The sequence below is a fragment of the Halobaculum marinum genome (assembly GCF_029338555.1).
Lineage (GTDB): Archaea > Halobacteriota > Halobacteria > Halobacteriales > Haloferacaceae > Halobaculum > Halobaculum marinum.
The window spans coordinates 1,259,576-1,285,820 of record NZ_CP119989.1 but is presented as its reverse complement, the minus strand read 5'-3'; the positions used below and the strand labels follow the sequence as shown (position 1 = coordinate 1,285,820).

The window sequence follows — 26,245 nt, the reverse complement described above, 5'->3', positions numbered from 1 at the left end:
GGGCGCATGGGTCGGGTCGCGTGGGTCGGGTCGCGTGGCGCTCCGGCGACCACCGCCGCGACCGTGCCGCTCTTGCGCGGGCACCGCGGACACCCGGTGTGCCGCTCTCGCTCAGTCGGGTCGTCGGCGACGACGCCGACGTGCTCGCCGACCAGGACTTCCGGCTGTTGCTACTGGCGTCGCTCATCTCGCCGATGGGCGCGTCGGTCGTCTCGCCGGTCGTCGAGACGCTCGCGGGGCCGTACGGCGTCCCGCCCGCCGAGGTCGCGCTCCTCCTGTCGGCGTTCACCGCACCCGGCATCGTCTGTATCCCGCTGTCTGGCGTCCTCGCCGACCGCTACGGGCGCAAGCCGGTGCTGGCCGCCGGCCTCGCGCTGTTCGGCCTCGCCGGCGTCGCGTTGACGCTGACGACCGACTTCCGGGTCGCACTCGGTCTCCGCCTCCTGCAGGGCGTCGGCTACACCGGCATCGGCCCGATCCTGATCACCGCGACTGGCGACCTGTTCTCGGGCGCTCGCGAGTCCGCCGCGCAGGGCGTCCGCTTCACCGCCGTCGGCGCGTCGCTCACCGTGTTCCCCCTGCTGTCTGGTGTGCTGGTCGCTGTGGCGTGGTGGTTCCCGTTCGCGCTCTACGCCGCCGCGCTCCCCGTCGCCGCCGCCGTCTGGCTTCTGTTCGACGAGTCCGCAGACCTCGGCGGCGGGGACGACGACGCGTCGACTGACGACGACACGAGCGGCGTCCGCGCCCTCCTGTCGCTCGCGACGCGCCCCGCGGTGGCCGCGACGCTGGTCGGACGGGCGACGCCGGGGTTCCTCTGGTTCGCCTTCCTCACCTACAACTCCATCGTCGTCGTGCGCCTGCTCGGCGGAACCCCCGGCGCGGCGGGCGCGCTCGTCGCCGTCGCCTCGGTCACGAGTGCCGTCGCGACGACCCAAACCGGGCGGATCACCGCTCGGTTCGGGCGGACCGCGCCGACGTTCGCCTCGCTCGTCGTCGGGGCGGTCGGGCTGGCGGGGCTCGCGCTGGCGCCATCCGTGCCGGCCGCACTCCTCGCAGGTGTCCCGGTCGGCGCGGGCTTCTCGGTCGCGCTCACGCTGTACCGCTCGGCGATCACTGGCCTCGCGAGCGACGACCTTCGCGGCGGCCTCGTCAGCCTCGGGGAGTCGGTCGGGCGCGTCGGGTCGACCGGCGCACCGGTCGCGATGGGGGCGGTCGTCACCCTCCTCACCGACTCGCTGGGCTACGCGGGCGCCGTCCGCGGTGTCTCGCTCGCGGTCGCCGTCGGCGTCGTCGTCGTCGGTGGCGCGCTGCTGGTCGTCGGCGACCACGGCGCCGACGACGGGCGAGAGGCGGGGGCGACCGCGAGCGACGACTGACCGCCGGCTGCACCGCGTGCGGCGGTCGCTCGTCGAACCCTCGACCTCCTCGGTTAGCTCCCGTCGCCAACGACGATCCGGCCGGGTTCGACCATGTAGGGGTGACCGTAGCCGCAGTAGACGGTGCACACGAAGCCGAAGGAGCCGGTCGTGTCGACGACGAACCCCACCTCGGCTGGGACGGTCGCATGGTGCCACAGGTACGTCGGCGGCGCGAGCGTCCACCCGGCGCCGGCGCCCCAGCAGCCACCCGGTCCCCCCATCCCCGACGGCCCGGGGCCGCGAGGTGTCGACGGTGATCCACCGCCGCCCGGTCCGCCGGGCCCGCCCGATCCCGGACCACCCGGTCCTGCACCACCCGGTCCCCACCCTCCGTGCGGACCGTGGTGCCCCCCTCCGGGACCGTGGCCTGGACCGACCGCTCCAGTTCGGAGGGACTCGTCGTCGACGATCGCGAGTCCGTGGTCCGGGTAGGAGGCTTCCGCGGCCTCGTGGAGCGTCTCCAAGTCGGTCCCGCGCGGGTCGGGGAGCGCCGCCACGTTGCGCCGCGCGCGCTCCTCCTCGTCGGGAATGCCGTCGCGGACCCCGCTCGGGAGCGCCTCGACCGCGGCCTCTGCCTCCACGTTGAACAGCGTGAGCCGGAGTTCGTCCCCCGGAGCGAGCGTCAGTCGGTCGACCTCGGCGCCGTCGCCGTCGAGTAGGAAGAAGCCCCAGTGGTACGACCCGACGTACCCGCGGACGGTCTCGCCGTCCGCCTCCTCTTGGAGGGCTGCCGTCGGTCGGTTCGTGGGCGACCCGCTGGCACAGCCGGCCAGCGCCATCCCGACGATCAGGGCGGTCGCCCCTCGCCGCGTCACGGGTACGGACTCGTCGCTCATACCCCACCTCCGCGCGACTGTCCGCATTGTTATTCGTGGCGTGTCACGTCCACTTCGCGCCGTTCGCGGTCACCGACACTGTCGGTCGGCTACCGGTCCGATTCCGCCGACCACCGGAGCCCTCGCCCCGTGAGCATCGTCCGACGACGCCAACGCTAACTGTCGCGCCCCGTAGTCGGAGCCATGAGCGACACGGACACCGCGAGGTACTCCCTCGCCGACGCGCGCGAGCGCGACGACGCGGACCCGCTGGCCGCCTACCGCGACCACTTCGCGGTGCCCGACGGCGAGCGCTACATGGACGGGAACTCGCTCGGCCTGGCGCCCGACACGGCGGTCGCGACGTTGGAGCGCGTCACCGACGAGTGGAAAGAACTCGCCATCCGCGGGTGGGAGGCGGCCGACCCCGACTGGTTCCACTACGGCGAACACCTCGGCGACCTGCTCGCGCCGCTGGTCGGCGCCGACGGCGACGAAGTCGTCGTCGCCAACTCCACGACCGTCAACATCCACACGCTGATCGGAACGTTCCTCGACACGCTCCCCGGGACGCCCGCCGGCCCCGACCCGAGCGCCGACCCGCCCGCGGTGCTCGTGAACGACCTCGACTTCCCGACCGACCACTACGCGATCCGCGCGCAGTTCCGCCAGCGCGGGATCGACCCCGACGAGCAGTTGGTCGCCGTCGAGTCGCGCGACGGGCGCACCGTCGACGAGGCGGACATCGAGGCGACGCTGGCGGAACGCGACGACGTGGGCATCGTGTTCATGCCCTCGGTGCTGTACCGCTCGGGCCAACTCCTCGACATCGACCGGATCACCGCCGCCGCCCACGAACACGGCGCGCTCGCGGGGTTCGACTGCGCCCACTCGGTCGGCGCGGTGCCGCACGCGCTCGGCGACGCCGGCGCCGACGACGAGGGGGCGGACTTCGCTGTGTGGTGCTCGTACAAGTACCTCAACGGCGGCCCCGGCGCGACCGCGGGGCTGTACGTCCACGAGCGACACCACGACGCCACGCCCGCGCTGGCCGGGTGGTGGGGCAACGACAAGACGACGCAGTTCGAGATGCGCCACACGTACGACCACGCCGGCACCGCCGGCGCCTGGCAGATCGGAACCGTGCCGATGCTGTCGTCGGCGCCCATTGAGGGTGCGACCGAGTTGATCCGCGAGGCTGGTATCGACCGCGTGCGCGAGAAGTCGCTGGCACTCACCGACTACCTGATCGCGTTGGTGGACGAACGCCTCGGCGACGCGTTCTCGGTGGGGACGCCGCGCGAGCACGCCCGTCGCGGCGGTCACGTCGCGATCGAACACCCGGAGGGGTACCGGGTGAGCGAGGCGCTACGCGACCGTGGCGTGATCGTCGACTTCCGCCCGCCGAACGTCGTCCGCGTCTGTCCGGCGCCGATGTACACTCGCTTCGAGGACGTGTTCCGCGTCGTCGAGACGATCCGCGAGGTCGTCGAGTCGGACGCCCACTTGGAGTACGACCCGCGCGGCGGCGGCGTCACCTGAGGCGCGGTCCCCGAACCGCGAGGAGGCGGCTCACTCCCCCAGGAAGCGCAGGCCTCCGCCGACCAACAGCGTCAGTCCGCCGAGGATGAACGTTCCCGGGAGCGGGAGCACGAACAGTCCGAGACCGACCAGCAACACGATGGTGGAGAGGCGCACGCAATCGAGTCGTCGCGCCAGTCGGAAGTGCTCGGTGGCAGTTCCGGCGGCGCCGGAACCGAACGCGTGAGGTGGGTCGACTCGGCTTACTCGCGGACGTACTCGGGGTCGAACATCTGCGCTGAGGTGGGTGCGGGGTCACCCTCGGTGCAGTTGTACGCCGAGAGGTCGGCGGCGCTCGCACCGGCCGCCCGGAGGAGGTCCTCGTCGTAGGCGGCGTGGCCGGTGTACTCCGCGGGGTCGTTGTCGAGGATGGAGAGCACGGCGTCGGCCAGCACGTGCGGGGTGCGCCAGTCGTCCTCGGTTCCGAGGCCGAAGTAGCGCGTCGCGCGGGTGTCGACGGCGGTCACCGGCCAGAACGTGTTACAGCCGATGTCGTCGCTGGCGAGTTCCTGTGCCAGCGACAGCGTGACGAACGACATCCCGAGTTTCGACCACGCGTAGGGAGCCTTGCCGGGGGCGCGGTCGATCGTGATCGGCGGCGCGTTCGTGAGGATCCACCCGCCCTCTTGCTCGCGGAGGTGCGGGATGAACGCCCGCGAGACGAGGTAGGTGCCGCGCACGTTCACGTCCGTCAGCAGGTCGAAGCGGTTCGCGGGGAGGTCCGCGACGTTCGCCAACTGGATCGCGCTGGCGTTGTTGATCACGATGTCTATCGTGCCGAACTCGTCGATGGCCTCCTCGACGGCGGCCTCGACGGCGTCCTCGTCGCGCACGTTCAGTTGGATGGCGTGCGCGTCGACGCCTCGGGCCTCACACTGCTCTGCGGTCTTGTGGATCGTTCCGGGGAGGTCGCCGCCGGGTTCGGCGGTCTTGCCCGTCGAGACGATGTTACAGCCGTGCTCGGCGAGCGTCAGCGCGATGCGCTTGCCGATGCCGCGGGTGGTGCCGGTGACGAACGCCGTCGACCCGGAGAGGTCGGGGCCCTCGAACGGCGGGTCGGCTCGGTCCGGTCCGGCGGGCATCGCCTCGTCGGCGTCGGGGTCTGCGTCGGCCATACAGGGCGTGTGTCCGGGGGGTTCCTGTAGCTACCGACGACAGCGTGACACGAGTTGGACGCAGTTGAACGGTGCGCGGTGGGTCGGCGAGCGACTGGGTCGAACGTGGGCGACCCCTCAAACGGCCTCGCCGACCCACCGGCGGAGACGGGTGACCGCCGCGGCGTATCGCTCGACGAGCGTCGCCAGCAGTCGGCGCTCGGCGGGCGAGAACCCCAGCACCCGCAACACGCCGGCGTACACCGCGAGGCCGCCGAGCGTGCCGACGACCGCACCGAGGGCGCCGGGGAGTGCGGCCCGCGCCGCCAGCGCGACGGCCACGAACGGGAGCGCCGCGCCCAGCGGCTTCAGGTGTGCGCGGGTGAACGGCTGGAGCCCCTCGACGCGGTACAGCACCGCAACCTCCAGGCCGTTGTTCACACCGAGCATGAGGAGGTAGGCGACCACCAATCCGGCGAGGCCGAACTCGACCGTCAGCGGAATCGCCGTGACCGCGAGAAACAGCGTGATGGCGGTGTTGACGACGAGGAGCGCGCGCTGGTGGTCGGTCATCCGCAGGAGGATGCCGACGCTCCCGGCGGCACATGCGAGCACCTGCGCGAAGACGAACCCCGGGAGCAACGGGGCGTACGCGACGAACGTCGGCCCGAACAGGGCCATCACCGACTCGCGGTACACGACCACCGGGACAGAGAGGGCGAGCACGCCGACGAGGACGATCCGACTCGTGACGTGGTACAGGCGAGCGAGCGCCTCGCCGTGCCCCTCGTCGTTGAGCGCGGCGGCGACCGGCGGGACGAACTGGTTGATCGCCATCAGCGGCAGGCGCACGAGGCTCCCGACGAGCACGCCGACGGCGAAGACGCCGCCGGCGGTCCCCGAGAGGAACACCGCGATGAGCGGGTAGAAGCCGAGTCGCTGGGTCGTCGTCGCGAAGCCGCTGAGGAACAGCGGGAACGTGTAGTCGACGTAGCGCTGCCGGATCGCCGCGCCGTCGGGGACGCGCAGTCGAGGGCGGAACCCTCGCGAGCGGGCGAGCCACGCCGCGCCGCCGACCGCGACGGCCCCCATCGCCAGCGGGACGCCGACGGCGACGCCCGCGAGGTCGCCGAGGACGAGCGCACCGACCACGCCGACGGCCACCTGCGCGAGGGGGAACGCGACTCGCTGGAGGAGGTTCAACGCGGTCACCTCCTCGGTCGCTCGCAGTACCCGCGCGACCGCGAACATCGCGACCGTCGGTGGGAGCCCTAAGGCGAACACTCGGAGGTACAGCCCGAACCGCGGCTCCTCTCCGGTCATCGTCACGACGGCTGGAGCCGCGAGGTACAGGAGCGCGCCGAACAGCACCGAGACGCCGACGACGAGCGCGACGGCGAACGTCGCGATGGCGTCGCGCTCGGCGTCGGTCTCGGTCGTCGGCAGGAAGCGGCTGAGTCCGCCGCCGAACCCCAACGCGAGGCGACGGAGGAACCGTTGGAGCCGCCGGGCAAGCGCGAACAGGCCGTACGGGCCGGCGGCGAAGGTGTTGGTGAGCAGGGCGGTGAACGCGAGCGTCAGCCCGCGTTGGGCGAGGATGCTCGGCGTCGACACGACCGCGCCGTGGGCGACCCGTTCGAGCGCGGTCGCGAGGCGCTCGTCCGGCGACGCGGCTTCGGCGAACCGGCCTCTCGGCGCGGCCTCGTCGTCGTCGCGGTCGCCGGTGTCCTCGCCCGGTGCCATCGGATCGGCGGTGTCGCGAGCCAGAGAAAAGCCCGGCGGAGCGCGTCGATTCCCGTCGGTTTCCCGACTACTCGGGGTGGGGGACGTACGAGTCGCCGACGCGCACGGAGAGCGCGCTCGGGAGCACGCGGAAGTCGAGGCGGTCGTGCGTGGCGACCTCGCCGTCGCGGCTGAACGTGATCGGGGCGCCGTCGTCGCTGGCGACGTGCAACTCCGCCGCGCGGAAGTGGGTCACGCCGGGCGTCTCCTCGCCGAGCAGTCGGTGGATGGCCGCCTCGACCGCCATCCCCCGAGCGGGCATCTGCTCGGCGACGACCACGTCGAACTGGCCGTCTTCCATGTCCGCCTGTCCACCCTCGCCGACGAACTTCCGGGCGTTGCCGACGAGCACGCACAGCGCCTCGCCGGCCCACGACTCGGCGGGCGACTCGACGCGCACGTCCAGGCCGTCGAACGCCACCGTCTCTCGGGCACCGGTGACGAGGAACGCCAGCGTGCCGAAGCGCTCCTTCAACTCGTCGGAGGTGTCGGTGGAGGCGTTGGCCGGCAGGCCCGCGATACACGACACGAGGAACGGCGCCGTCGACTCGCCGGCGGCCCCCTCGGCGACGCCCACGTCGAGCGCCCGGGCCTCGCCGGTGTCGGACAGTTCGATCCCGTGGTCGAGCGACTCGATACCAAGCGTGCCCGCGAGGAGGTTCGCCGTCCCGGCCGGGAGTACCGCCAGCGTCACGTCGTCGAGCGCGTCCGCGCGGTGGAGACCGCAGAGCGCGTCGTTGATCGTGCCGTCACCCCCGCACACGGCGAGCGTGGAGACCCCCTCGCGACCGGCTTCGGTGGCCAACTCGACGGTGTGGGCGGCGCTGTCGGTCTCGGTGACGGCGAACCCGCGCGCCTCCATCGCCTTGCGGACCCGCTCGGCGTGGTCGGCGGTGCCGCTGTGGGGGTTGAGGAGACAGCGGCGCGAGCCGATCTGCATACCCGAGCGAACGCCGTCGCCGCACTTCAACCCCGACATCGCAGCCCGCGGGCGACGACTTTTCCCCGTCCGACGGCTACGTCTGTCGTGTCTCGCATCGGTCGCCTCCTCGTCGCGGTCGCCGTCCTCCCGCACGAGGCAGCCCACGCCGCGGTCGCGCGCCTGTTCGGCCTCGACGCGGAGGTGGAGGTGCTGCCCGCGTGGGAGGGGGCCGGTCGACCGCTCGGGCGGTTCGACGCCACGGTCCCGGAGGCGACCCCGTCGGCGGTGATCCGAGCGGTCGCGCTCGCGCCGCTGCTGTACATCGCGGCGGCGGCCCTGCTCGACGTCCTCCTCCCCGGCGGCTCGGACCTGCGGTTCCTCGCCATCGCGCCGCTGGCGTACTGGGCGGCGCTGTCGAACGGCGACCTCGCGGTCGCCGCCGACCCGGAGGGGGTCCGCGAGCGCGGGCGGTTCCTCGTCGCCGACGAGGGGTGGAGCGGCCCGACCGCCGACGCGCTCACGGTGCTCACGACCGGCGCGGTCGCGGGGCTGTTGCTGGCGTGAGCGACGTGAACACGCCGCGCGGTCGCCGGACGAACGGAACCGATTAGCCTCGCGCCCGCCTCGCCCGACCCGTGTCACGGCTCCGTCGCGCAGGGTCGGCGCTGGCTCGCGCGCTGGCCGACGCGGGCGTCATCGACGAGCGGCGCCTGCGCGCGACGACGGACCTCGCGTGGCCCCGCATCGTCACCGGGTTCGCCATCATGTCCAAGCGGACGGTGGACCTCGCGCTCGTCGGCCTCGTCGTCGGGCCGGCGGCGGTCGCCGGCCTGACGCTCGCGAACGCGTTCTGGATGCTCGCGAAGTTCGTCGCCATCGGCCTCGCCGGCGGGACGGTGTCGCTCGTCTCGCAGAACTACGGTGGCGGCGACGGCGACCGCGCCGCCGCGGTCGTCCGCCTCAGCGTGCTCCTGTCGGTCGTGTTGGCCGTACCGGCGGTGCTCGGCTTCGGCCTCGGCGCCGAACCGCTCGTGGACCTGCTCGGCGAAGACGCCGACAGCGTCCGGTACGGCGCGGCCTACCTCGCGGTCGTCGCGCCCGGCCTCCTGTTCGAGTTCCTCAACCTCGTCGCCAGTCGGACGTACGCCGGCGTCGGCGACACGCTCACGCCGATGGTCGTGCGCGCCGGCGGCGCAGTCGCGAACATCGCCCTCTCTGCGGCGTTCGTCCTCGGGTTCGAGATGGGCGTCGAGGGCGCCGCGCTCGGCACCGCGCTGGCGACGGGGCTCGTCACCGTCGTGTTCGCGTGGGGGATGACCGGGCGCGACTACGTGCGTGGTCGCGGCGCCAGTCCCGTCCCGCTCCGCCTGCGCGGCTCCGACGACGACCGGGAACTGCTCGCGCAGATCGGTCGCGTCTCCGCCCCGCTGGTGGCCCGGCGGGCCGCCCAGGGGTTGGTGGTGTTCCCGCTGCTCGCCATCGCGGCGACGTTCGGCCCGGTAGCGGTCGCCGCCGTCGGCGTCGGGCGACAGGTGCGCGCGCTCGTGGGGAGTTTCTCGTGGGGGTTCGGCATCGCCGCGTCGACGCTCGTCGGACAGGCGCTCGGCAATGGGGAGGAGGCGGAAGCGGAGGCGTACGGTCGGGGCATCGTCCGCCTGTCGCTGCTCGTGTACCTCCTCGCGGCCGCGGTCGTCGTCGCGCTCGCGGACCCCATCGCGGGCGTGTTCGTCGACGACCCCGCGAATCGTGCGCTGTCGGCGGACTTCGTCCGCGCCGCAGCGGTGAGCGTGGTGGCGCTGGGCGTCGACGGGTCGATCACGGGGACGCTCCGGGGCGCCGGCGACACCCGGGTGCCGTTCGTCGCCACGCTGGCGGGCGCGTACCTCGCCGCGCTGCCGCTGGCGTGGGCGGGCACGGTGGTGCCATTGCTCGGCGTCGGTGGCCTGCTGGTCGCGCTCGTCGCGGAGACGGCGGTGCCGCTCGCGGTGAACCTCCGTCGGTTCCGCTCGAATCGGTGGAAGGCCGTCAGCAGGGACTACCGCCCGGACGCGGCGGACTGACTCTCAGGGACGACTGACTCACTCTCGGAGAACGACCAACTCCCAGACCCGTCCACCCCGAACTGGGCGCTCACCGTTGGTACTCCGGGAGCACCGCGACTCGTTCGCCGTCGACGAGGATGTCGCCGCCCCCGTCGAGCGCCACGCGCTGGCCGTCGACGACGAACTCGAAGTGCCAGTCCTCGCCCGCGAGCGACGACAGCGCGTTCAACACGTCGCCGTCGATCCAGTCGTGGAGGCTGAACTCCAACTCGAGCGGTTCGACGCCGCGAGAGGTGGCGATTGCCTCGACGACCGCCAGCGGAATCGCCGTCTCGGCTACCATCGACCCCACCTCCGGGCCGCCGGGATGCAAGCGGATCGGCGACGCTGCACGATCACACCGCCCCCGGCAGTGGGGTCACACGCTCGCCGTCGCGCGCCACGGCGAGCAGGGGTTTGGCGCGGTCGAACGTCGGTCCCCCGGTCACCTCACCGCGGTCGTCGTCCCAGCTGACGAGCCCGGCGTCGACGAGTTTCGGCAGGTGGACGTGGTGCAACTGGATGCGCCGCGGCCGATGGTCGGCGACGTCTCTCGGGAGGTCCTCCGGAATCCTGAGGCGCATCGGCGGGCCGGAGTCGAGCATCGTCCACAACAGTCGTCGACGCGTCCCGTCACTCAACACCTCATAGAGGCCGTCGACGGTGAGGTCGTGCCCGGTCATCGTAGGGACACACCACGACCCTCCGGTATAGGTGATTCAATCAGTTGTCCACACGATGGTTCGGCGTTAGTGTACGATCTGCTGTGTGCGGAGGTCGCGACACGGCGACGACGACGGCGACGACGGGGAGCGACGGAGCCACCGAGCGCGTGGAGCGACGACCGCACCACCCACCCTTATGTCGACGGGCGGCAGGGACACCGCATGCGTATCACGGTACTCGGCGCGGGCACGATGGGGAGCGGCATCGCACACGCGGCCGCGACCGCCGGTCACGAGGTGGCGTTGCGAGACATCGAGTCGTCGTACGTCGAGGACGGCATCGAGTCGGTCGACGCGACGCTCGCCGGCGGCGTGGAGCGGGGGAAGGTGACCGAGGCCGAGCGTACGGCGGCGCTCGACCGGATCACGGGCACCACTGACCTCGCGGCGGCGGCGACGGGTGCGGACCTCGTGATCGAAGCGGTGCCGGAAGATATGGACCTGAAGCGGGAGACGCTCGCGGACGCCGAGACGCACGTCGCTGACGACGCGGTGCTGGCGTCGAACACCTCCGCGCTGTCGGTGACGGCGTTGGCGGACGCACTCGACCACCCCGAACGGCTGGTCGGACTGCACTTCTTCAACCCCGTCCACCTGATGGGGCTGGTCGAGGTCGTCGTGGCCGAGCGGACCGACGAGGCGACGCTCGCGACCGCTCGGGCGTTCGTCGACAGCATCGGCAAGGAGACCGTCGAGGTGCGCGACTCGCCGGGGTTCGCCTCCTCGCGGCTCGGCGTCGCGCTCGGCGTCGAGGCGATCCGGATGTACGAGACGGGCGTCGCGAGCGTCGCGGACATCGACGCCGCGATGGAACTCGGGTACAACCACCCGATGGGACCGCTGGAGTTGACGGACGTGGTCGGCCTGGACGTGCGTCTCGACATCCTCGAACACCTCCGCGAGGAGTTGGGCGAGCGATTCCGCCCGCCACAGGCGCTCAAACGGAAGGTCCGGGCCGGGAAGCTGGGCAAGAAGACGGGCGAGGGGTTCTACGTCTGGGAGGACGGCGAGGCGGTGCGACCGGCAGACGACTCCGCGACTGGATCGGAGGGAGTCGACGATGAGTGATCCGGACGGGGCGACCGATCCCACGGCGGTCGCAACGGAACTGGAGTACGTCGACTGCACGGTCGGCGACCGCGTCGCCGGCGTCGCCACGGTGACGCTGAACCGACCGGAGGCGCGCAACGCCTTGAACGCACAGGTCCGCGAGGAGTTGACGGCGGTGTTGGACGCCATCGAACAGCCGGACAGCGGCGTTCGTGTGGTGGTGCTCACCGGCGCCGACGAGGCGAAGGCGTTCGTCGCCGGCGCCGACGTGGGCGAACTCCGCGAGCGCGACATGGTCGAGCAGCGCCGGGCGAGCGAACGCCCGCGGGTGTACGAACGTGTCGCCGACCTCCGGCAGCCGGTGATCGCTCGGCTCAACGGCCACGCGCTCGGCGGCGGCTGCGAGTTGGCGCAGGCGTGCGACGTGCGCATCGCCCACGAACGAGCGAAACTGGGCCAGCCTGAGATCAACCTCGGAATCATCCCCGGCGGCGGCGGCACCCAGCGGCTCGTCCGCCTCGTCGGTGAGGGGCAGGCGATGAAGCTGATCCTCTCGGGAGAACTAGTCGACGCCGACGAGGCGGCGGACATCGGCCTCGTCGACGAGGTGTACGGCGACGAGCAGTTCGACGACCGCGTGTACGAGTTGGCGGCGGCGATGGCCGACAAGAGCCCCGTCGCGCTGGAGTACGCCAAGACCGCCGTCCAGGCCGCCTCCCGGATGGGCCTCGACGAAGGGATCGACTACGAGTCGGAACTGTTCGTCGGACTGTTCGCGACCGACGACAAGAACGAGGGGATGGACGCGTTCTTCGAGGACCGCGACCCGGAGTGGGAGGGTCGGTAGGAGTCGCGTCTGGCGACCGGATCCAGCCTCAGTACCGCACGACCGCGTCGACGATGCCGGCCGTCTGGCCGACGCCGACGAGTGCGAGTCCGACGAGGAGGACGGGCGCACTCGGCGCGGCGCCCCCGAACACCCCCGCGAGGTACGTCGCGGCACCCGCGATTGAGAGCGTCCCCGCGGCGTAGTTCACCGTCCGGGCGGTGTCCTCGGACTCCGTACCGGTATAGAAGAGCGCGGGTGCCGGGAGTATCGTCCACCCGACGACCGAGACGGTCAGCAGCGTCGGTGCCAGCGGGCCGGAGACGACCGACAGCCCGAGCGTCCCAGCGAGGGTGACGGGGATGCCCGCGAGGATCACGGTCCGCCACGCGCGGAGCACCCCCTCGCGCATGTCGTGCCACGAGAGGACGACGAACAGGACGAGCAGCATGTCCATCACGAGGTGGGCGATCAGGACGGGGCGGTCGCCGACGAACCCAAGGTGGGCGGCGGTCGTGAACGTCCACGCCAGCGGGACGAGCCCCGCGGGCGCCGTCTCGCGGATGCGTCTGAACACGGCGACGAGACGCGGGTGGCGGTGAAAACCGTTCCCCCGAACCTACAGCAGCGCCGCGGCGACGCCGACGACCGGGACGAGCACGAGCAGGTAGACGACTGCCTCGACCGCCCACGCCCGGCGAGTCGCGCGAAGGCGCTGGCGTGGGAGGCCGGTCGACCGCGGGAGCACGACCAGCGCGAAGAAGCCGACCATCAGCGGGTACATGAGGACGCCCGCGACGACCGTCGCGACGACGCCTGTACCGAGGACGCTCCCGACCGCGAGCAGGAGCCAGACGTACAGCGCCCCCGAGAGGAGGCCGGCGACGTAGTGGACGACCGAGGCGAGTCGCTCCGGCGCCTGGTCGGGGTGGGTGTCGGTGAGGACGCCGCTGGCAACGCTCGGGGGCGTCCACCCCTCGTCGAGGCGGTTCATCGCCCGGTCCATCGCCAACGTCGCGAGGCCGCCCCCGACGACGCCGACGAGGAACAGCAGCGGGAGCGACGGCGGTACCGACGCGAGCAGCGGAGTCGTGAACACAGACGGATCACGGGCGCGAGTTACCTATCGGTTTTCGCCGCGGCGGTCGCTACGCGCCGCCCGTGTCGTCGACGGCGCCCGCGTCGTCGACGCGGACCCATTCCTCCAACGTGAAGCGGTCGTACTCAGTCGACTCGACCAACTCCCAGTCGGCCTCGTCCCACTCGGGGTAGTGCGTGTCGCCCTCGTACTCGCCGTGGACGCGGCTCAGTGCCATCCGGTCGAGGTGCGGCTGGAACAGGTCGTAGATCGCCCCGCCGCCGATGACGTACGCGGTATCGGCGCCGAGCGACGCCGCGACTGCGACCGCCTCCTCGACGTCGGCGGCGTGGTGGGCGGTGTCGACGTCGAACGAGTCGACGCTCCGCGAGAGGACGATCTGCGCCGACCCCGGGAGGTCGTCGCGCATCGAGTCGAACGTCTTGCGTCCGAGGATCACCGGGTCGTTCGCGATGCGCGAGCGGTACTGCTGCTTGTCGGCGGGGATGGAGGGCCACGGGAGTTCGCCGTCGTCGCCGAGGACGCCGTTGTCGGCGACCGCCGCGACGGACACGAGTTCGACCATACACGCTGGACGGTCGGACGGGGCAAACCGCTTTCCCCGAGCGGCGACCGCCAGCCGGGTGGCCGTCGCCAGGCGGTCACCGCGTCCCCGCGCCGTCACGGTTATGCGCCCAGGGGAGTCCCTCACGGTATGAAGATCGGAGTCGTCGGCGTCGGCGGAGGCGGGACCGCGTTGGCGGACGCCCTCGTCGCGGCCGACGCGGACAGCAGCGCGCCGTTCCTCGTCGACGCGGTCGCCGTCGACACCGACGCCGCCGCGCTGGAGGCGCTCGACGGCATCGCAGACGACGACAGGCACCTCCTCGGAGCGGTCCACACCGACGGGAACGGGACGGCGGGCGACGCCGGCGAGGCGGCCCGGATCGCCCGCGAAGAGCGACCGGAACTGCAGGCGGCGGTCGACTCGCTCCCGGTCGGGAGTATCGATGCGACGGTCGTGTGTGCCGCTCTCGGCGGTGGCACCGGCGCCGGCGTCGCCCCGGCGGTCGTGGACGTGCTCGGCCAGGTGACCGGGACGCCCGTGTACGTCGCGGGTGCGCTCCCGGGCGTCGCCGAGGTCGGTGGCGACGGCGCCGCCGCGGACGCGACCTCGGACGGCCCGAAGCGGGCCGACGAGGAGGCCGACACCGACGGCCCCGACCGCCCGCTCGCGTCGAACGCGGCCGACGCCGTGGGGACGCTGACGGCGAGCGCCGACGACCTCGTGCTCGTCGACCCGGACGTGTGGCGCGCCAGCGGCGCTAGCTACGAGGCGACGTGGCCGCGACAGGACGCTGCGCTCGCCGAGCGACTGGGGGCGCTGTTCGCGGCGGGGGAGGCGACCGAGCCGACTCCAGAGCGCGTCCTCGACGCGAGCGAGTTGACCAACACGTTCGGCGCCGACGGCGTCTCGGTGGTCGGTGCAGCGAGCACGGCGGTCGAGAACGGGCGCCGCGACGGCGTCGTCGGCGGCCTGCTCGACAAACTCGGTGGCGGCGCCGAACCGGACGTCGACGAGGGAGAGGCGGTGTCGGTCGCCGTCAACACCGCGCGAAAGGCGGTCACACACCGGCTCTCGCTGCCGTGTGACCTCACGAGCGCCTCGCGTGCTGCGATCGCGTTCCACGCGCCGCCGGGGTGGCTCAGCCGACGCGGCCTCGAACGCGCACGGTCGCTGGTCGCCGAGGAGACCGGCGTGCCGGAGATCCGCTGGGGGGACCACCCGGACCCGCACGCCGAGTCGTTCCGCGTGACGGTCCTGCTCTCGGGAGTCGACGACAGCGACCGCCTCACGGCGTTGGAGCAGACGGTCGGGGCGAACCGACTCGTTTAGGCTCGTCCGCTCACGAGCCAGCGACATGACTACCGAGGGGGACGACGACCCGACGGTGCCGATCGTCTGCGAGGAGTGCGACACCCGGACTCGGGTGCCGCTGGCGGACCTCGCTGACCAACTGGAGCGACACAACGAGACGCGCCACGACGGCGAGGACGTCGCGCAGGTGGCGCCCGCGATCGCCGACCAGATCGCGGACCTCGTCGTCGAGGACATGGGGCTGCTCGACGAGGAGTAGGCGGCGGAGTCACTCGCCGGTGAGGCGTCTGTGTCCGTCGAGGAGGTCGTCCAGAAGCGCGCGGTGTTCGCGCGCCCGGGCGTCTCGCACGCGCTCGCTCGCCTCGGGGAGTTCCGCGTCGAGGTGACGCATCAGTCGCGCTCGCGCGAGGAGTTCGTACGCCAGCAGTCGATCCGCGGCGTCGGTCGGAAACGCCCCGGCGCTTTCGGTCTCGGATCCGTCGTGCTCGTAGCCGTCGCGGAACGCCGCTCGGAGGGTGCGGCGGCGCGTCGGCGAGAGGTCGTGTCCCTCTGTGAGTAGGGCGAGGGCCATCACGGCATCCCACAGCGGGTCTGCCGTGCTCGGGAGTTCCCAGTCGACGACGGCGACCGTGACGCGGTCGGCGGTTGGGTCCACCCGGAGATTGTCGAGTCGGTAGTCACCGTGGACGAGCGCCGGCGACACGCCCGAGAGGTCGAGGTCGTCGACGAGCGCCGCGCCCGCTTCGGCGACACGGTCGCAGACGTCAGCGAACCGACTGCCGCGAAGGTCCTCCACTTGTCGCTCCAGCGAGGCGCCGAGCAAGGTGCGGTAGTCACGCTCGCGAGTCACGGCCACCGCGCCGTCGACGACGCCGAGGCCGCCGACGGCGTCGAACCGGATCCGGTGTATCGCGGCGAGGTGTTCGCCGGCCTCCCGGCAGAGTCGCCGTGCCGCGCGATCCGGGAGCGACGCGACTCCGTCCGCGTCGACGCCCGGGACGTAGTCGAACACGGCGTAGGGGACGCCGAGCGGGTCGCGACCGGTGCCGCGGACGGTCGGGAGTGGCACGTCGGTGCGGGCGCGAACGAGGTCGACTGCGGCGGGTTCGGCGGGGAACGCGTCGGGGAAGCGCGTGCCGACCTTGAGGAAGAACTCGTCCCCGTCGACGCCGGCGACGCGGTAGCTGTGGTTCTTCCCGTCGCGGATAGGGTCGACGACCGTGACCGTTGTCGAGACGACGCGTTCGACGGCGTCGACGAGGGCGGATCTGGCGAACACGGTTACTGTGGCCGGAGGGGGCGAGGGCGATGGGCGATGCGGGAACGATGGGCGACGTGCTGTGCAGACACACGAGGACGTGCCGTCGTGAGCGACTTGAGTGGTGGGGGACGGTCGGGTGGCGAGCGAAAGCGGGAGACCGTCGGCTCGTGTCGAGCGCCCATCGAAAAAGACCGCCAGCGGCGACGAGTGGGTGGTGTCTAGTCGTCCGCGGGCATCTGCGACTGCAGGTGGGCGGCGATCTGCCCGAACTCGTTCTTGAAGGTGCCGAGGTCGTACTCCTGGGCGTGGATCATGCTGCTGTAGCGCGGTGTGTACCCCGCCAGGAACGACACCTCTGCCAGTTCACCCTCGGTCGCGCCGTGGAGTTTCGCCGCCTCGCGGTGGAAGTGGATGCAGTAGGGGCACTTCAGGTTGGCAGCGACCGCGAGGTTGATCAGCTCCTTGTACTTCGCCGGAATCTCCGTCTCGGCGAGGGCCATCCGCTTGAACGTCGGCCACTCGTCCACGAGGTCGTCTTGGTTCAGGTCGCCGAAGAAGCCCGGGACGATACCCAGCGTCTCCTCTATCTCGTCGACCGTCTGGTCGTACGCGTCTGTCGCCGATGTTGTTGCCATGCGTTGTTCCTCCAGTGTGTGACGGGACTCCCCGTCACCCGTGAGAGCGTACGCGACGCGCCGGCTTTGTTATGAATCGTGAGGGATTTCGGTACGGTCGGCCCCACGCTCGGAACGGTTTCCCGATAGACACCACGACAGCGGTTGATCGACCCGCAGCCTGCTCGCGACTCGGTCGTCATCGACGGGTGGACGTGTCGGCCCGGGTACGGTGACTGTCGGGGAGTGCCACGTCGGCGCGGGGGTCCCCGGTGCGCATCACTCTCGACGTCTCTGCGGTCGCTACCCGCGACCCTCGCGATTCCCACCCGGTGAGAGTCGAGGTGGTGTGTGATTCCACTTCACGGTAATCGGGGCGTACGGTGTCGGACAGCTCTCGGGCCCCCGGTTCGCTCCGGCGGCGGCTTGCTACCGGTCGCTCGTCACTCGGTATGATCGGCCTTGCGCTCGGCACGTACGCCGCGTGGACGCTGCTCACGTGGCTCCTCGAGGGACGGATCCGGACCCTGCTCCGCCCGGACGCGACGCTCGACCGACTCGTGTACACGCTCGTCGCGAACGTCCTCGTCGGGACGGTCCTCGCGCTGGTCGTCGCGGGCGCGCTCGTCGTCGGCGCGACGGTCGCCACCGGGACGGTCTCCCGCCGCGACCTCGGGTTCCCCGGGTGGCGGCGGTCGGTCGCCGCCGCCCTCGTCGGTGGCGCGCTCGGACTCGGGGTGTTCACCCTCCAAGGACCGGCGACGACGGACCCGGTCGTGCTGGTGAACGTCTACGCACAGGTACTCCCCGTCTCCATCGCAGAGGTGACCGTGTGCTGGGTGGTCGTCGGCGGGACCGTCGCCGCGGTGATCCGTCGCAGCGGCGGCTCCGACACCGTCGCGCGGGTCGCGTCACTCGGCGTCGCGAGTGTCTGCTTCGGCGCCTACCACTTCGCCCACAGCCCACCGTTCGACACGCTCGAGATGGTCGTCCTCCTCACGGTCGTCGGCGTCGCCACGAGCGTCGTGTACGCCGCGAGTGGGTCGGTGTACGGCGCACTCGCGTTTCACAACGCGCTCGCCCTCTACGGCGTCGTCGCCTCGCTCGCGGCGAGTGAGCGACTCGCCAGCTACGGTCGCCCCGTCGTCCCCGTCCTCGTGACCGGTGTGGTCGCGCTGGCAGTGTTCGTGGCGACCGAGCGACTCGTCGTCCGGGACGACGCTCCGTGACGAGTGCGCGCGCACCACCGGGGGTGCGAGATCAGGGCGTGGTGATCGTCCAAAAGCCCGAGGTCGAGACCGTCGGGTCGACGGCGAGTGTCGAGTGACCGCGTACTAGTCGCCGCGGCCACACACGCGACCGAGGTTACCGGGGCCTTCGAGACGGATTCGGCCTCGCTAACAAACCGTCCCGGCCACGTCAATTGCTACTCTACATCGGCGAGCGGAGGACGCGCTCGGTCGCTGTGGGGAGACGACCAACACATGGACGACGGCGGTGACGGCGCGGACGACTGGCTGGACGAACGGACGATCGCGAGCGTCAGAGGTGACGTACGGGCGTTCTGGGACTCCTTGGAAGCCCAAGCAGCACAGAACGTCGCACAGATCGCGTACTCGGTCGACGGGCGGACGTTCGCGTACGAGGCGCCGCTCACCGCCTCGCTGCCAGTCGGTGGGTACGTAACGCTGAACACGCCCGACGAACGCACCTACCTCGGACAGGTCGTCACGAAGTCCGTGGTGCACCGCGAGGGCGCCCAACTCGGCCTCGACCTCGACGTAGCCGACCTCCCGGGTGTCCCCGAAGGGGTGAACCTCTCGGGGGTCAGCGACCGCCTCCAGGCCCCCGCGCTCGAGGGCACCGGCACGCTGTTGGGTCGTGTCGAGACCGACGGCTTCCAGCGACCCGGCGCTGGAGACACCTTCCACCGAGCGACGATCGAACGGGCCGACGCGGCGCTGGTCGACCGCTACCTCGCCGGGTCGGAGCGACACGCGCGACTCCCGATCGGCCGGGCGCTGTACGTCGACGGCGAGGCGACCGTCCGCCTCGACGCGCCCGGCTTCAGCCGCCACACGTTCCTCTGTGGGCAGTCTGGGTCGGGAAAGACGTTCTCGCTCGGCATCGTGCTCGAACAACTCCTCTTGGAGACCGACCTCCGGATCGTCGTCGTCGACCCCAACTCCGACTTCACGTCGCTCGGGCAACTCCGCTCGCTCGAGGAGGTCAACCGCGTCCGGCGCGACCCCCTCTCGCCGGACGCGTACGACCGACTCGCCGAGCGCTACCGGGAGGCGACGGCCGGACTGCGAGTGTTCCGCCCGGCGGCCGTCGCCGGCGACGACGACGAGGTGTTGCGCCTGCGCTTCGGCGACCTCAGCCGGACGGAGCAGGCGACCGCCGTGGGGCTCCACCCGCTTGCCGACCGCGCGGAGTTCAACACGTTCTGGCACATCCTCGACCAACTCGGTGGCCGCGACTACTCGTGGGACGAGGTCCGGCAGGCGATCGCACGCGACTACAGCGAGGCGGCTCGGCAACTCGGCCTGCGGATCGAGAACCTCGGCATCGCCGACTGGGAGACGTGGTGTTCGCGCGGCGAGTCGTCGCTGCTCGACACGCTCGCGGGCGACGACTGGCGCTGTCTCGTCCTCGACGTGGGGACGCTCGGAACCCCGTCCGAGCGCGCCGTCGTCTCCAACGCCGTCTTGACGGACCTGTGGAGCAGGCGCGCCGAGCGCGAGCCGACGCTCGTCGTCGTCGACGAGGCACACAACGTCTGCCCACGCGACCCGGCCGACGAGTTGGTCGCCATCTCGACGGAGGCGGTGAACCGGATCGCCGCGGAGGGACGCAAGTACGGTCAGTACCTCCTGTTGTCGACTCAGCGCCCGACGAAACTCGCGGAGAACACGCTCTCGCAGTGTGAGAACCTGATCTTGATGCGAATGCACTCGCGGTCGGATCTCGCCACGCTGGCGGGCATCTTCTCGCACGTCCCGACGGGCCTCCTCGAGGAGGCGACCGGCTTCGGCCTCGGGGAGGCGGTGCTCGGCGGTCGATTCGTCCAGAACCCGACGTTCGCGCGCTTCGACGGGCGGCTCTCGGTGGAGGGCGGCAGCGACGTGCCGGCGACGTGGGCCCGACCCCACGAGTGATTCGGCCTCGAGCGTCCGGAACTTCCGGCGCGTTGGAATCTCCTCAAACGTGATACCGGGCGCCGACGACTCGTGTGCCATGGTGACGGAGCACAACCTCTCGGAGTACGAGGACGCCTACGACTCCTTCGAGTGGGACGACATCTACGCGGAGGCCGACTGGGACGCGCCCGAGCGCCTGAACATCGCCCACGAGACCGTCGACCGCCACGCGGGCGACCGCTCGAAGGTCGCGCTGTACTACGCCGGCGTCGACGGCGAGCGCGAGACGCTCACGTACTGGGAGTTGGCCGAGCGGTCGAACCGCGTCGCGAACGTGCTCGACGACCTCGTCGACGCCGGCGACCGGGTGTTCTCGTACATGCCGCGGGTTCCCGAGCACTACGTGGCGATGGTCGGGGCGCTGAAGCGCGGCGCCGTGTGGGGGAGCGTCAACGAGCGGTTCGGCCCGGACGGCATCTCCTACCGTCTCGACGACTGCAGCGCGAAACTCGTGTTCACGACGCCGGAGAACCGCGAGACGGTCGCTCGCGCCGTCGAAGACGCCCCGTCGGTCGAGCACGTCGTCGTCGTCAGCGACGACGGGACCGGGATTCGCCGCGGCGACGTGAGCTACCACGCCGCCGTCGCCGACGCCGCTCGGGAGTACGAGGTGGCCGAGACGGGCGGCGAGGACGACGCCCTCCTCTACTACACCAGCGGGACGACCGGCCTCGCGAAGGGCGTCCTCCACAAACACCGGTGGGTCGCCGGGGTCGCCGCGACCCAGGCGTACAGCGTCGACCTCCAGGAGGGCGACTGCTACTGGAGCACTGGCGACCTCGGCTGGCTCACCGGCCCGATCAACACGCTCGGGGCGTGGTTCTGGGGGGCGACGCTGTTCACCTACGAGGGGGAGTTCGACCCCGAGACGTGGGCCGGCCTCCTCGACGAGTACCCGATCAGCGTCTTCTTCTCGGTGCCGACGGTGTACCGGCTGTTCCGTGCGAACGAGGCGGTGTTCGACGACGTGTCGCTCGACCTCCGGCACGCCCTCTCCATCGGCGAACCGCTCGGCGGGGGCGTCGTCGAGTGGGGGCGCGACCGCCTCGGCGTGACGATCCACGACACCTACGGGCAGACGGAGACGGGGAACATGGTGATCAACAACTACCCCGCGATGGAGGTGCGCCCGGGGAGCATGGGCAAGCCGCTCCCCGGCGTCACCGCGGCGGTGGTCGACCCCGACACCGGGGAGCCGCTCGACCCCGGCGAGACGGGCGTGATCGCCGAGCGCGGCGACTTCCCGTGCTTCTTCGCGGAGTACTGGAACAAGCCAGAGCAGACCGCCGACTGCTTCGTGAACGACTGGTATCTCTCTGGGGATCTGGGCTACGTCGACGAGGACGGCTACTTCTGGTTCGAGGGCCGCGCGGACGACGTGATCATCTCCTCGGGCTACCGCATCGGCCCGTTCGAGGTCGAGAGCGCCCTCGGCGAGCACCCGGCGGTCGCGGAGGCCGCGGTCGTCCCCAAGCCGGACGACGAGCGCGGGAACGTAGTGAAGGCGTACGTCGTCCTCACCGCGGAGTCCGAGCCCACGGAGTCGCTGAAGACCGACATCCAACAGCACGTGCGGACCGAACTCGCGGCCCACGAGTACCCCCGAGAGATCGAGTTCGTCGACGAGTTACCGAAGACGGTGACGGGGAAGATCCGACGGACCGAACTGCGAGATCGGACAACGGAGGGCGAGGAGTAGCCGGTGGGTAGCCGGAGGCCGGTTCGGAAGGTGCCCGTGTGAGTCAGCAGTTGTGATTCGTCAGGCTCGCTCCTCCCCGGGCACGTCCTCGAACCGGATCTCCGACCGGCTCGACTCGCCGAGGCTCGCGAATTCGAGCCCGCCGGTGGGGAGGGGCTTCGAGGAGAGCCGATCAGTCCCGTACTGCCAGACGAGAATCGCGACGACTGCCCAGACGACGATCAGAAGCCCGATCTGAGAGACGAATTCGTCACCGACCACGCCGGTAGCCGTCGTGACGGACACGGCGTTCGAGAGCGTGTGGAAGACGACTGGGAGAAGCACACGCCCACCGGCGGCGTTGTAGAGCCACGTCGCGATGACGCTGATCCCGACGACGACCGGTGCATACAGCCAGAACGACGTCCCCGCCTGTGAACTGCCTGGCATCAAGAACAGTGGGACGTGCCAGAGGGCCCAGACGACCCCGATGGCGACGCTCGCCCAGAACGCACCGATCGACCGCTGGAGGACTGGGAGCGCCATCCCGCGCCAGCCGGGCTCCTCGAGTCCCCCTCTGATGAACGTCGCGAAGACGACCGCCGGAACTGCGGCTGCCGGAAGTACGCTCGCACGGTCGAAGCCGCCACCGGCGAGCAGAAACACTTCGAGAGCGACCACGTAGAGGCCGACGGGAACGAGGATGGCGGCTACCCAGACACCGACTGGCGCGCCGACGTCGACGAGATTCTGGAGCCACGACCGGAGATCGCCGCCAGCCGCGGCCACGAGGACGGCCGCAAGAAATGGCCCGAAGCCGCCGAACAGGACGAGCGCCGTCACGACTGGCGGTCGCCCCGTCTGCAGCATCCACGCGACTGTCAGCCACGGGAGCCACGTCAGGACGAACGTGAGCGTGACGAACGTGGAGAAGCGGTGTCGACGGACGAACGACTGAATCGAGGACACGGTTGAATACCCAGCACACGATTTCCTGTCGACATGATAAACACGCGACCTCGGTCCGATGCTCCGAGAACGACGGAGTGACCACGCTTGGGATTCTGTCGAGACCGAACGTGCGTGTGAACAAGGAGCGAGATGCGGGAAACCACAGATGGTAGCCGTCTCTCGGCGAACGTATCAGAGAATATAATTGTAGACGGCTGCAACCGTCTGACGAATGGACAGTGTCGATAGGATGGGGCCGCCGGGCGCGCCGATGATCGTGTTCATCCACGGCGCCGGTATCTCCCGGAAACTCTGGCAGCCCCAACTCGAAGCCCTCTCGGACGACTTTCGAGTAGTCGCACCCGACCTCCCCGGTCACGGGGGACGAGTGAGCGAACGGTTCGATTTTCCTGTCGCTGTCGAAACCGTCGAACGCCACCTCGCCGAAACGGACGCAGAGTGTGTCGTCCTCGTCGGTCAGTCGTTGGGGGGATACGTGGCAAGCGAGGTCGCAGCCCGTAACCCGGATCGAGTGAGCGGTCTCGTCCTCTCGGGGAGTAGTGCTGAATACCACGGGTGGCTCGGATTGAAAACAGCCGTCAGCAGTCTCCTGTTCAGACTTGGGGCCCGGAGTCGGTGGATTCGCAATCGGTTCGTAGCTTCCATGCATGACCGGTTGCAGTCGCGCCCGATAACTGACCAGCAAGCTACTGCGATCGTAGACGCCGGCATCTCGCTCGACGCGTGGGGGCAATCCGGTCGAGCGCTCGTCGGGTTTTCGCTCAGCGATCGCCTCTCGACGTATCCGGGACCGGTGCTGCTGTTGAACGGTGCCGACGACCGTCTCAATCGTCCGGCTGCCAGCGACCGACGCGACGACGTCCCGCGGGTCAGCACGGAGGTGGTCGCCGACGCTGGGCACACTGTCAATCTCGAACGACCGCGAGCCTACACAGAACACGTTCGACGGTTCGCCGAGACCTGCTGCGAACAGAACGGAGCGTAACTTCCTGCTACGTCCTCTCCACTACGTACACAGCCCAGCAACCATCCAGTCGATCAAACAGTCCCTAACAGTGGGATAGCGAGCGTCCCCAATCTCGTCGCGACGAAGAGCGAGAGTTGCGATGTAGAGGATACCCGAAGCGATCGTATCGACGTCCCCGTCGGTGATGCGCCCCGCTTGCTGCCACTGCTCGATGTACGGAACCAGAATGTCTCGTTTCTCTCGGTGACTCTCGAGGATGTCTGTGTCGGGCAGTTCCTCTACCAATCGAGCACGGTCCTCCCGGGAAATCGTCTTCCTGAAGAGCGGAGTGGTCACGAGCGCATCCCCGGCGACACGCACGAACTGCCGGAGCGCAGTTTCGGGGTCGTCCTCGTTTTCTTTCAACACGACCCGGAGGTCTGCATAGACGTGCTCGGCTTCTCGCCGAAGTATCGCGGCGAGCAACTCCTCTTTCGAGTCGAAAAACGAGTAGAAGGTGCCGGTCGCTATCCCAGCCTCTCCCGTGAGATCAGCGATTGCTGTCTCCTCGAGTCCGCGGTCTGCAAACTGTTCTGCGCCGACGTCGAGAAGCGTTCGTCTGATCTCACTGCGTCGTTCGTCGGTGAATTTTGGCACGCTGTCACCCACCTCTGCTGACGGCCGATAGTTCCCAAGACGGTTCCACGACAATTCGGAGAGTGTCGTTCGTCACGATCATCACACAGACTGCTGTGAATAGGGTGGAAGACTATTCATATAATTCTTTCCTGTTTTGAGGGCTTCCAGATGCCTCAGTGGCCGAGTAATAGGAACTATCCAAATCAGAGTACGACCCCTATATGAATAGAATCAAGAGAAGATTCATATAATCGGCTTCCGAATCGCTGGATATGACAGAGCAACTTTCTACACCACTCACACACCAAGTGATCGCGTCGCCACTCGGAGTCCTGTTCCAGTCTCGATTGTTCGAGCGAGTGAAGATAGCGACCGTCGACCGGGAGTTCGGCGTGTTGCGAGCCCGCGCCGCCGCCGATGTCGCCGGAACCGACGTAGACCGGTTCCTGGAAGAACTCGGCGTGACCAACCCGATCGACGACTCCCTCACGTCGAAGATCGCCCGCGCACTCGAGAAACACGACGACGCGAAGTCTCGATACGAGTCGGTTACTGCCGAGTGGGACGACGTGTTCTGGGGAGACCGACAGCGATCGATCGACGAACGAACGAGGCTCGAGAAGGAGCGACGTGCGGCTGGCGCCGCGTGGGTGTCGCCGCAGAAGACGTTCAAGTTCGCGTCGAAGAACGACCTCGTCGACATCGTGGACTTCGACGTCCCCGACCCGGAGACGACGATCGCAGAGTGGGGGTCGCTGACCCCCGCGGAAGTCTACGCACCGCCAGAGGAGGTTCCCGAGATAGCGCAGTCGGCGACCATGCGAGGCCCAGACACCCGAGAGTACCTCGTTCGGTTCCCGTCGCCATCGCCGTACGTGGACGACACGGCGTACGCGCGAGTGTACGAACCGTCCGACGCACCACCGGACGCGCCCTTGCCGACACTCGTCTACGGAACCGGACTGGCGATGGCCTGTGACTCCATCGAGTACTGGACCGAAGAGGAGTACGTTGGGCGAGAACTCGCGCCGTCCGGGTATCGCGTCGTGCTCCCGATTCCGCCGTGGCACGGTCGACGCGAGATACCAGGCTGGTACACGGGAGAACCGTACCTCGCCAGGATGCCGGTGAGCGCAATCGAGTTGTACGCGACTCAAGCGATAGAGACAGCCGTCGTCATCGACTGGGCTCGCTCCCGCGGGGCACCGACGGTCGGCGTCGGCGGCCTCAGTCTCGGCGGCATCGTCGCGATGTTCGTCGCGGCACACGCGGGGACGTGGCCCGAGCACATGCGACCCGACGTCGCCATTCCGGTTGCCGCCTCTGCAGATATCGGCGAGCTCCTCTTCGAGAGTTCACTAACCGAGATTTTGGGAGTGAGCGGCGCGCTCCGAGACGAGGGGTGGACACCGGCGCTGCTGTCGGAGCTCGATCCCCTGCTCAACGCGCCTGAAACGCCGGGAATTCCTGCCGATCGGATCTTCGCCGTCGGTGGGCTCGTCGACGAGATGACCCAGTATTCGACGACGAGTGACACGCTCGATCGGTGGGGCGTCCCCGAGTCGAACCGACTGGAGTGGGACTGTGGCCACTTCGGCGTCACACTCCGGGCGATGCGAACCGACGAGTTCCAGGAGTTCGTGAAGGGTGCTCTGGAGACCGGTCAGTGAGACCGATCCGT

27 protein-coding genes are annotated in these 26,245 nt (G+C 69.9%); 13 read left to right on the top strand and 14 right to left on the bottom strand.

Annotation, left to right across the window (positions count from 1 at the left end; translation table 11 throughout):
• The first annotated feature begins 98 nt into the window (after nt 1-98).
• Nucleotides 99-1,376 (top strand): MFS transporter, encoded by a 1,278-nt coding sequence (locus tag P0R32_RS06600; RefSeq protein WP_276239159.1) that lies wholly within the window; start codon nt 99-101, stop codon nt 1,374-1,376.
• 53 nt (nt 1,377-1,429) lie between these two features.
• On the opposite strand, the gene P0R32_RS06595 is transcribed toward P0R32_RS06600, so the two are convergent.
• Nucleotides 1,430-2,254 (bottom strand): cupredoxin domain-containing protein, encoded by an 825-nt coding sequence (locus P0R32_RS06595; protein ID WP_276239158.1) that lies wholly within the window; start codon nt 2,252-2,254, stop codon nt 1,430-1,432.
• A gap of 183 nt (nt 2,255-2,437) precedes the next feature.
• Here P0R32_RS06595 and kynU point away from each other — a divergent pair, with 183 nt between their 5' ends.
• On the top strand, nt 2,438-3,775 hold the full coding sequence (kynU, locus tag P0R32_RS06590; protein WP_276239157.1) for a kynureninase: 1,338 nt from the start codon (nt 2,438-2,440) through the stop codon (nt 3,773-3,775).
• A gap of 30 nt (nt 3,776-3,805) precedes the next feature.
• On the opposite strand, the gene P0R32_RS06585 is transcribed toward kynU, so the two are convergent.
• The 4 genes from P0R32_RS06585 to P0R32_RS06570 all read right to left on the bottom strand — a co-directional run bounded on the left by P0R32_RS06585 (nt 3,806) and on the right by P0R32_RS06570 (nt 7,630).
• Entirely contained in the window at nt 3,806-3,931 is a 126-nt protein-coding gene (locus P0R32_RS06585; protein ID WP_276239156.1) for a hypothetical protein, read from the bottom strand.
• Between the two features lie 86 nt (nt 3,932-4,017).
• Nucleotides 4,018-4,896 carry an SDR family oxidoreductase gene (locus P0R32_RS06580; protein ID WP_276239369.1) on the bottom strand — a complete coding sequence of 293 codons (879 nt, stop codon included), beginning with the start codon at nt 4,894-4,896 and terminating at the stop codon, nt 4,018-4,020.
• Nucleotides 4,897-5,046: 150 nt separating this feature from the next.
• Nucleotides 5,047-6,651, bottom strand: a complete 1,605-nt coding sequence (locus P0R32_RS06575) for a lipopolysaccharide biosynthesis protein (protein WP_276239155.1) — start codon at nt 6,649-6,651, stop codon at nt 5,047-5,049.
• Nucleotides 6,652-6,718: 67 nt separating this feature from the next.
• Nucleotides 6,719-7,630 carry a diacylglycerol/lipid kinase family protein gene (locus P0R32_RS06570; RefSeq protein ID WP_276239154.1) on the bottom strand — a complete coding sequence of 304 codons (912 nt, stop codon included), beginning with the start codon at nt 7,628-7,630 and terminating at the stop codon, nt 6,719-6,721.
• Nucleotides 7,631-7,717: 87 nt separating this feature from the next.
• Between P0R32_RS06570 and P0R32_RS06565 the strand changes: the two genes are divergently transcribed.
• Nucleotides 7,718-8,176 carry a hypothetical protein gene (locus P0R32_RS06565; protein ID WP_276239153.1) on the top strand — a complete coding sequence of 153 codons (459 nt, stop codon included), beginning with the start codon at nt 7,718-7,720 and terminating at the stop codon, nt 8,174-8,176.
• A gap of 71 nt (nt 8,177-8,247) precedes the next feature.
• Nucleotides 8,248-9,672 (top strand): MATE family efflux transporter, encoded by a 1,425-nt coding sequence (locus P0R32_RS06560; protein ID WP_276239152.1) that lies wholly within the window; start codon nt 8,248-8,250, stop codon nt 9,670-9,672.
• 70 nt (nt 9,673-9,742) lie between these two features.
• On the opposite strand, the gene P0R32_RS06555 is transcribed toward P0R32_RS06560, so the two are convergent.
• Nucleotides 9,743-9,997: a HalOD1 output domain-containing protein gene (locus tag P0R32_RS06555; RefSeq protein WP_276239151.1), complete on the bottom strand. Its 255-nt coding sequence runs from the start codon at nt 9,995-9,997 to the stop codon at nt 9,743-9,745.
• Between the two features lie 52 nt (nt 9,998-10,049).
• Complete coding sequence (locus P0R32_RS06550; RefSeq protein WP_276239150.1) at nt 10,050-10,376, bottom strand: DUF7344 domain-containing protein; 327 nt, start codon at nt 10,374-10,376, stop codon at nt 10,050-10,052.
• Nucleotides 10,377-10,580: 204 nt separating this feature from the next.
• Here P0R32_RS06550 and P0R32_RS06545 point away from each other — a divergent pair, with 204 nt between their 5' ends.
• Both P0R32_RS06545 and P0R32_RS06540 read left to right on the top strand, forming a co-directional pair.
• Nucleotides 10,581-11,486 (top strand): 3-hydroxyacyl-CoA dehydrogenase family protein, encoded by a 906-nt coding sequence (locus P0R32_RS06545; protein ID WP_276239149.1) that lies wholly within the window; start codon nt 10,581-10,583, stop codon nt 11,484-11,486.
• On the top strand, nt 11,479-12,315 hold the full coding sequence (locus tag P0R32_RS06540; protein ID WP_276239148.1) for an enoyl-CoA hydratase/isomerase family protein: 837 nt from the start codon (nt 11,479-11,481) through the stop codon (nt 12,313-12,315). The genes P0R32_RS06545 and P0R32_RS06540 overlap by 8 nt, the downstream gene beginning before the upstream one ends.
• A 28-nt stretch (nt 12,316-12,343) precedes the next feature.
• Here the strand turns inward: P0R32_RS06540 and P0R32_RS06535 are convergent, their stop codons facing one another.
• The 3 genes from P0R32_RS06535 to P0R32_RS06525 are packed head-to-tail and all read right to left on the bottom strand — an operon-like array spanning nt 12,344 to nt 13,958.
• The gene (locus P0R32_RS06535; protein ID WP_276239147.1) at nt 12,344-12,871 is read right to left on the bottom strand and encodes a hypothetical protein; all 528 of its coding nucleotides are present in this window, start codon (nt 12,869-12,871) and stop codon (nt 12,344-12,346) included.
• A gap of 42 nt (nt 12,872-12,913) precedes the next feature.
• A complete protein-coding gene (locus P0R32_RS06530) occupies nt 12,914-13,393 on the bottom strand; it encodes a hypothetical protein (RefSeq protein WP_276239146.1) in 480 nt (159 codons plus the stop codon).
• A gap of 49 nt (nt 13,394-13,442) precedes the next feature.
• Nucleotides 13,443-13,958: a dihydrofolate reductase gene (locus P0R32_RS06525; RefSeq protein WP_276239145.1), complete on the bottom strand. Its 516-nt coding sequence runs from the start codon at nt 13,956-13,958 to the stop codon at nt 13,443-13,445.
• Between the two features lie 129 nt (nt 13,959-14,087).
• On the opposite strand from P0R32_RS06525, the gene P0R32_RS06520 reads away from it, so the two are divergent.
• Both P0R32_RS06520 and P0R32_RS06515 read left to right on the top strand, forming a co-directional pair.
• Nucleotides 14,088-15,269 carry an FtsZ/tubulin family protein gene (locus P0R32_RS06520; protein ID WP_276239144.1) on the top strand — a complete coding sequence of 394 codons (1,182 nt, stop codon included), beginning with the start codon at nt 14,088-14,090 and terminating at the stop codon, nt 15,267-15,269.
• Nucleotides 15,270-15,294: 25 nt separating this feature from the next.
• Nucleotides 15,295-15,510, top strand: coding sequence for a DUF8149 family protein (locus P0R32_RS06515; RefSeq protein WP_276239143.1), 216 nt, complete (start codon nt 15,295-15,297; stop codon nt 15,508-15,510).
• A gap of 9 nt (nt 15,511-15,519) precedes the next feature.
• Here P0R32_RS06515 and P0R32_RS06510 read toward each other — a convergent pair whose 3' ends face one another.
• Nucleotides 15,520-16,530, bottom strand: a complete 1,011-nt coding sequence (locus P0R32_RS06510; RefSeq protein WP_276239142.1) for a phosphotransferase family protein — start codon at nt 16,528-16,530, stop codon at nt 15,520-15,522.
• A gap of 200 nt (nt 16,531-16,730) precedes the next feature.
• Nucleotides 16,731-17,147: a carboxymuconolactone decarboxylase family protein gene (locus P0R32_RS06505; protein WP_276239141.1), complete on the bottom strand. Its 417-nt coding sequence runs from the start codon at nt 17,145-17,147 to the stop codon at nt 16,731-16,733.
• Nucleotides 17,148-17,578: 431 nt separating this feature from the next.
• On the opposite strand from P0R32_RS06505, the gene P0R32_RS06500 reads away from it, so the two are divergent.
• The 3 genes from P0R32_RS06500 (at nt 17,579) to P0R32_RS06490 (ending at nt 22,028) form a co-directional block, all read left to right on the top strand.
• Nucleotides 17,579-18,355, top strand: coding sequence for a CPBP family glutamic-type intramembrane protease (locus P0R32_RS06500; RefSeq protein WP_276239140.1), 777 nt, complete (start codon nt 17,579-17,581; stop codon nt 18,353-18,355).
• Between the two features lie 255 nt (nt 18,356-18,610).
• Entirely contained in the window at nt 18,611-20,287 is a 1,677-nt protein-coding gene (locus P0R32_RS06495) for an ATP-binding protein (RefSeq protein WP_276239139.1), read from the top strand.
• A gap of 79 nt (nt 20,288-20,366) precedes the next feature.
• Nucleotides 20,367-22,028: an acetate--CoA ligase gene (locus P0R32_RS06490; RefSeq protein ID WP_276239138.1), complete on the top strand. Its 1,662-nt coding sequence runs from the start codon at nt 20,367-20,369 to the stop codon at nt 22,026-22,028.
• Between the two features lie 60 nt (nt 22,029-22,088).
• Here P0R32_RS06490 and P0R32_RS06485 read toward each other — a convergent pair whose 3' ends face one another.
• The gene (locus tag P0R32_RS06485) at nt 22,089-22,976 is read right to left on the bottom strand and encodes a type II CAAX endopeptidase family protein (protein ID WP_276239137.1); all 888 of its coding nucleotides are present in this window, start codon (nt 22,974-22,976) and stop codon (nt 22,089-22,091) included.
• A gap of 214 nt (nt 22,977-23,190) precedes the next feature.
• Here P0R32_RS06485 and P0R32_RS06480 point away from each other — a divergent pair, with 214 nt between their 5' ends.
• Nucleotides 23,191-23,964 carry an alpha/beta fold hydrolase gene (locus tag P0R32_RS06480; RefSeq protein ID WP_276239136.1) on the top strand — a complete coding sequence of 258 codons (774 nt, stop codon included), beginning with the start codon at nt 23,191-23,193 and terminating at the stop codon, nt 23,962-23,964.
• 21 nt (nt 23,965-23,985) lie between these two features.
• On the opposite strand, the gene P0R32_RS06475 is transcribed toward P0R32_RS06480, so the two are convergent.
• Complete coding sequence (locus P0R32_RS06475; protein ID WP_276239135.1) at nt 23,986-24,594, bottom strand: TetR/AcrR family transcriptional regulator; 609 nt, start codon at nt 24,592-24,594, stop codon at nt 23,986-23,988.
• A gap of 242 nt (nt 24,595-24,836) precedes the next feature.
• Here P0R32_RS06475 and P0R32_RS06470 point away from each other — a divergent pair, with 242 nt between their 5' ends.
• Nucleotides 24,837-26,234: an alpha/beta hydrolase gene (locus P0R32_RS06470; RefSeq protein ID WP_276239134.1), complete on the top strand. Its 1,398-nt coding sequence runs from the start codon at nt 24,837-24,839 to the stop codon at nt 26,232-26,234.
• The last annotated feature ends 11 nt before the right edge of the window (nt 26,235-26,245 follow it).

Excerpts from the sequence above, each read along its gene's own strand:
- P0R32_RS06595 (WP_276239158.1), bottom strand. The coding sequence starts at position 2,254 with ATGAGCGACGAGTCCGTACCCGTGACGCGGCGAGGGGCGACCGCCCTG.
- kynU (WP_276239157.1), top strand. The coding sequence starts at position 2,438 with ATGAGCGACACGGACACCGCGAGGTACTCCCTCGCCGACGCGCGCGAG.
- P0R32_RS06580 (WP_276239369.1), bottom strand. The coding sequence starts at position 4,896 with ATGCCCGCCGGACCGGACCGAGCCGACCCGCCGTTCGAGGGCCCCGAC.
- P0R32_RS06575 (WP_276239155.1), bottom strand. The coding sequence starts at position 6,651 with ATGGCACCGGGCGAGGACACCGGCGACCGCGACGACGACGAGGCCGCG.
- P0R32_RS06570 (WP_276239154.1), bottom strand. The coding sequence starts at position 7,630 with ATGCAGATCGGCTCGCGCCGCTGTCTCCTCAACCCCCACAGCGGCACC.
- P0R32_RS06555 (WP_276239151.1), bottom strand. The coding sequence starts at position 9,997 with ATGGTAGCCGAGACGGCGATTCCGCTGGCGGTCGTCGAGGCAATCGCC.
- P0R32_RS06550 (WP_276239150.1), bottom strand. The coding sequence starts at position 10,376 with ATGACCGGGCACGACCTCACCGTCGACGGCCTCTATGAGGTGTTGAGT.
- P0R32_RS06545 (WP_276239149.1), top strand. The coding sequence starts at position 10,581 with ATGCGTATCACGGTACTCGGCGCGGGCACGATGGGGAGCGGCATCGCA.
- P0R32_RS06540 (WP_276239148.1), top strand. The coding sequence starts at position 11,479 with ATGAGTGATCCGGACGGGGCGACCGATCCCACGGCGGTCGCAACGGAA.
- P0R32_RS06525 (WP_276239145.1), bottom strand. The coding sequence starts at position 13,958 with ATGGTCGAACTCGTGTCCGTCGCGGCGGTCGCCGACAACGGCGTCCTC.
- P0R32_RS06520 (WP_276239144.1), top strand. The coding sequence starts at position 14,088 with ATGAAGATCGGAGTCGTCGGCGTCGGCGGAGGCGGGACCGCGTTGGCG.
- P0R32_RS06515 (WP_276239143.1), top strand. The coding sequence starts at position 15,295 with ATGACTACCGAGGGGGACGACGACCCGACGGTGCCGATCGTCTGCGAG.
- P0R32_RS06505 (WP_276239141.1), bottom strand. The coding sequence starts at position 17,147 with ATGGCAACAACATCGGCGACAGACGCGTACGACCAGACGGTCGACGAG.
- P0R32_RS06500 (WP_276239140.1), top strand. The coding sequence starts at position 17,579 with ATGATCGGCCTTGCGCTCGGCACGTACGCCGCGTGGACGCTGCTCACG.
- P0R32_RS06495 (WP_276239139.1), top strand. The coding sequence starts at position 18,611 with ATGGACGACGGCGGTGACGGCGCGGACGACTGGCTGGACGAACGGACG.
- P0R32_RS06490 (WP_276239138.1), top strand. The coding sequence starts at position 20,367 with ATGGTGACGGAGCACAACCTCTCGGAGTACGAGGACGCCTACGACTCC.
- P0R32_RS06480 (WP_276239136.1), top strand. The coding sequence starts at position 23,191 with ATGGACAGTGTCGATAGGATGGGGCCGCCGGGCGCGCCGATGATCGTG.
- P0R32_RS06470 (WP_276239134.1), top strand. The coding sequence starts at position 24,837 with ATGACAGAGCAACTTTCTACACCACTCACACACCAAGTGATCGCGTCG.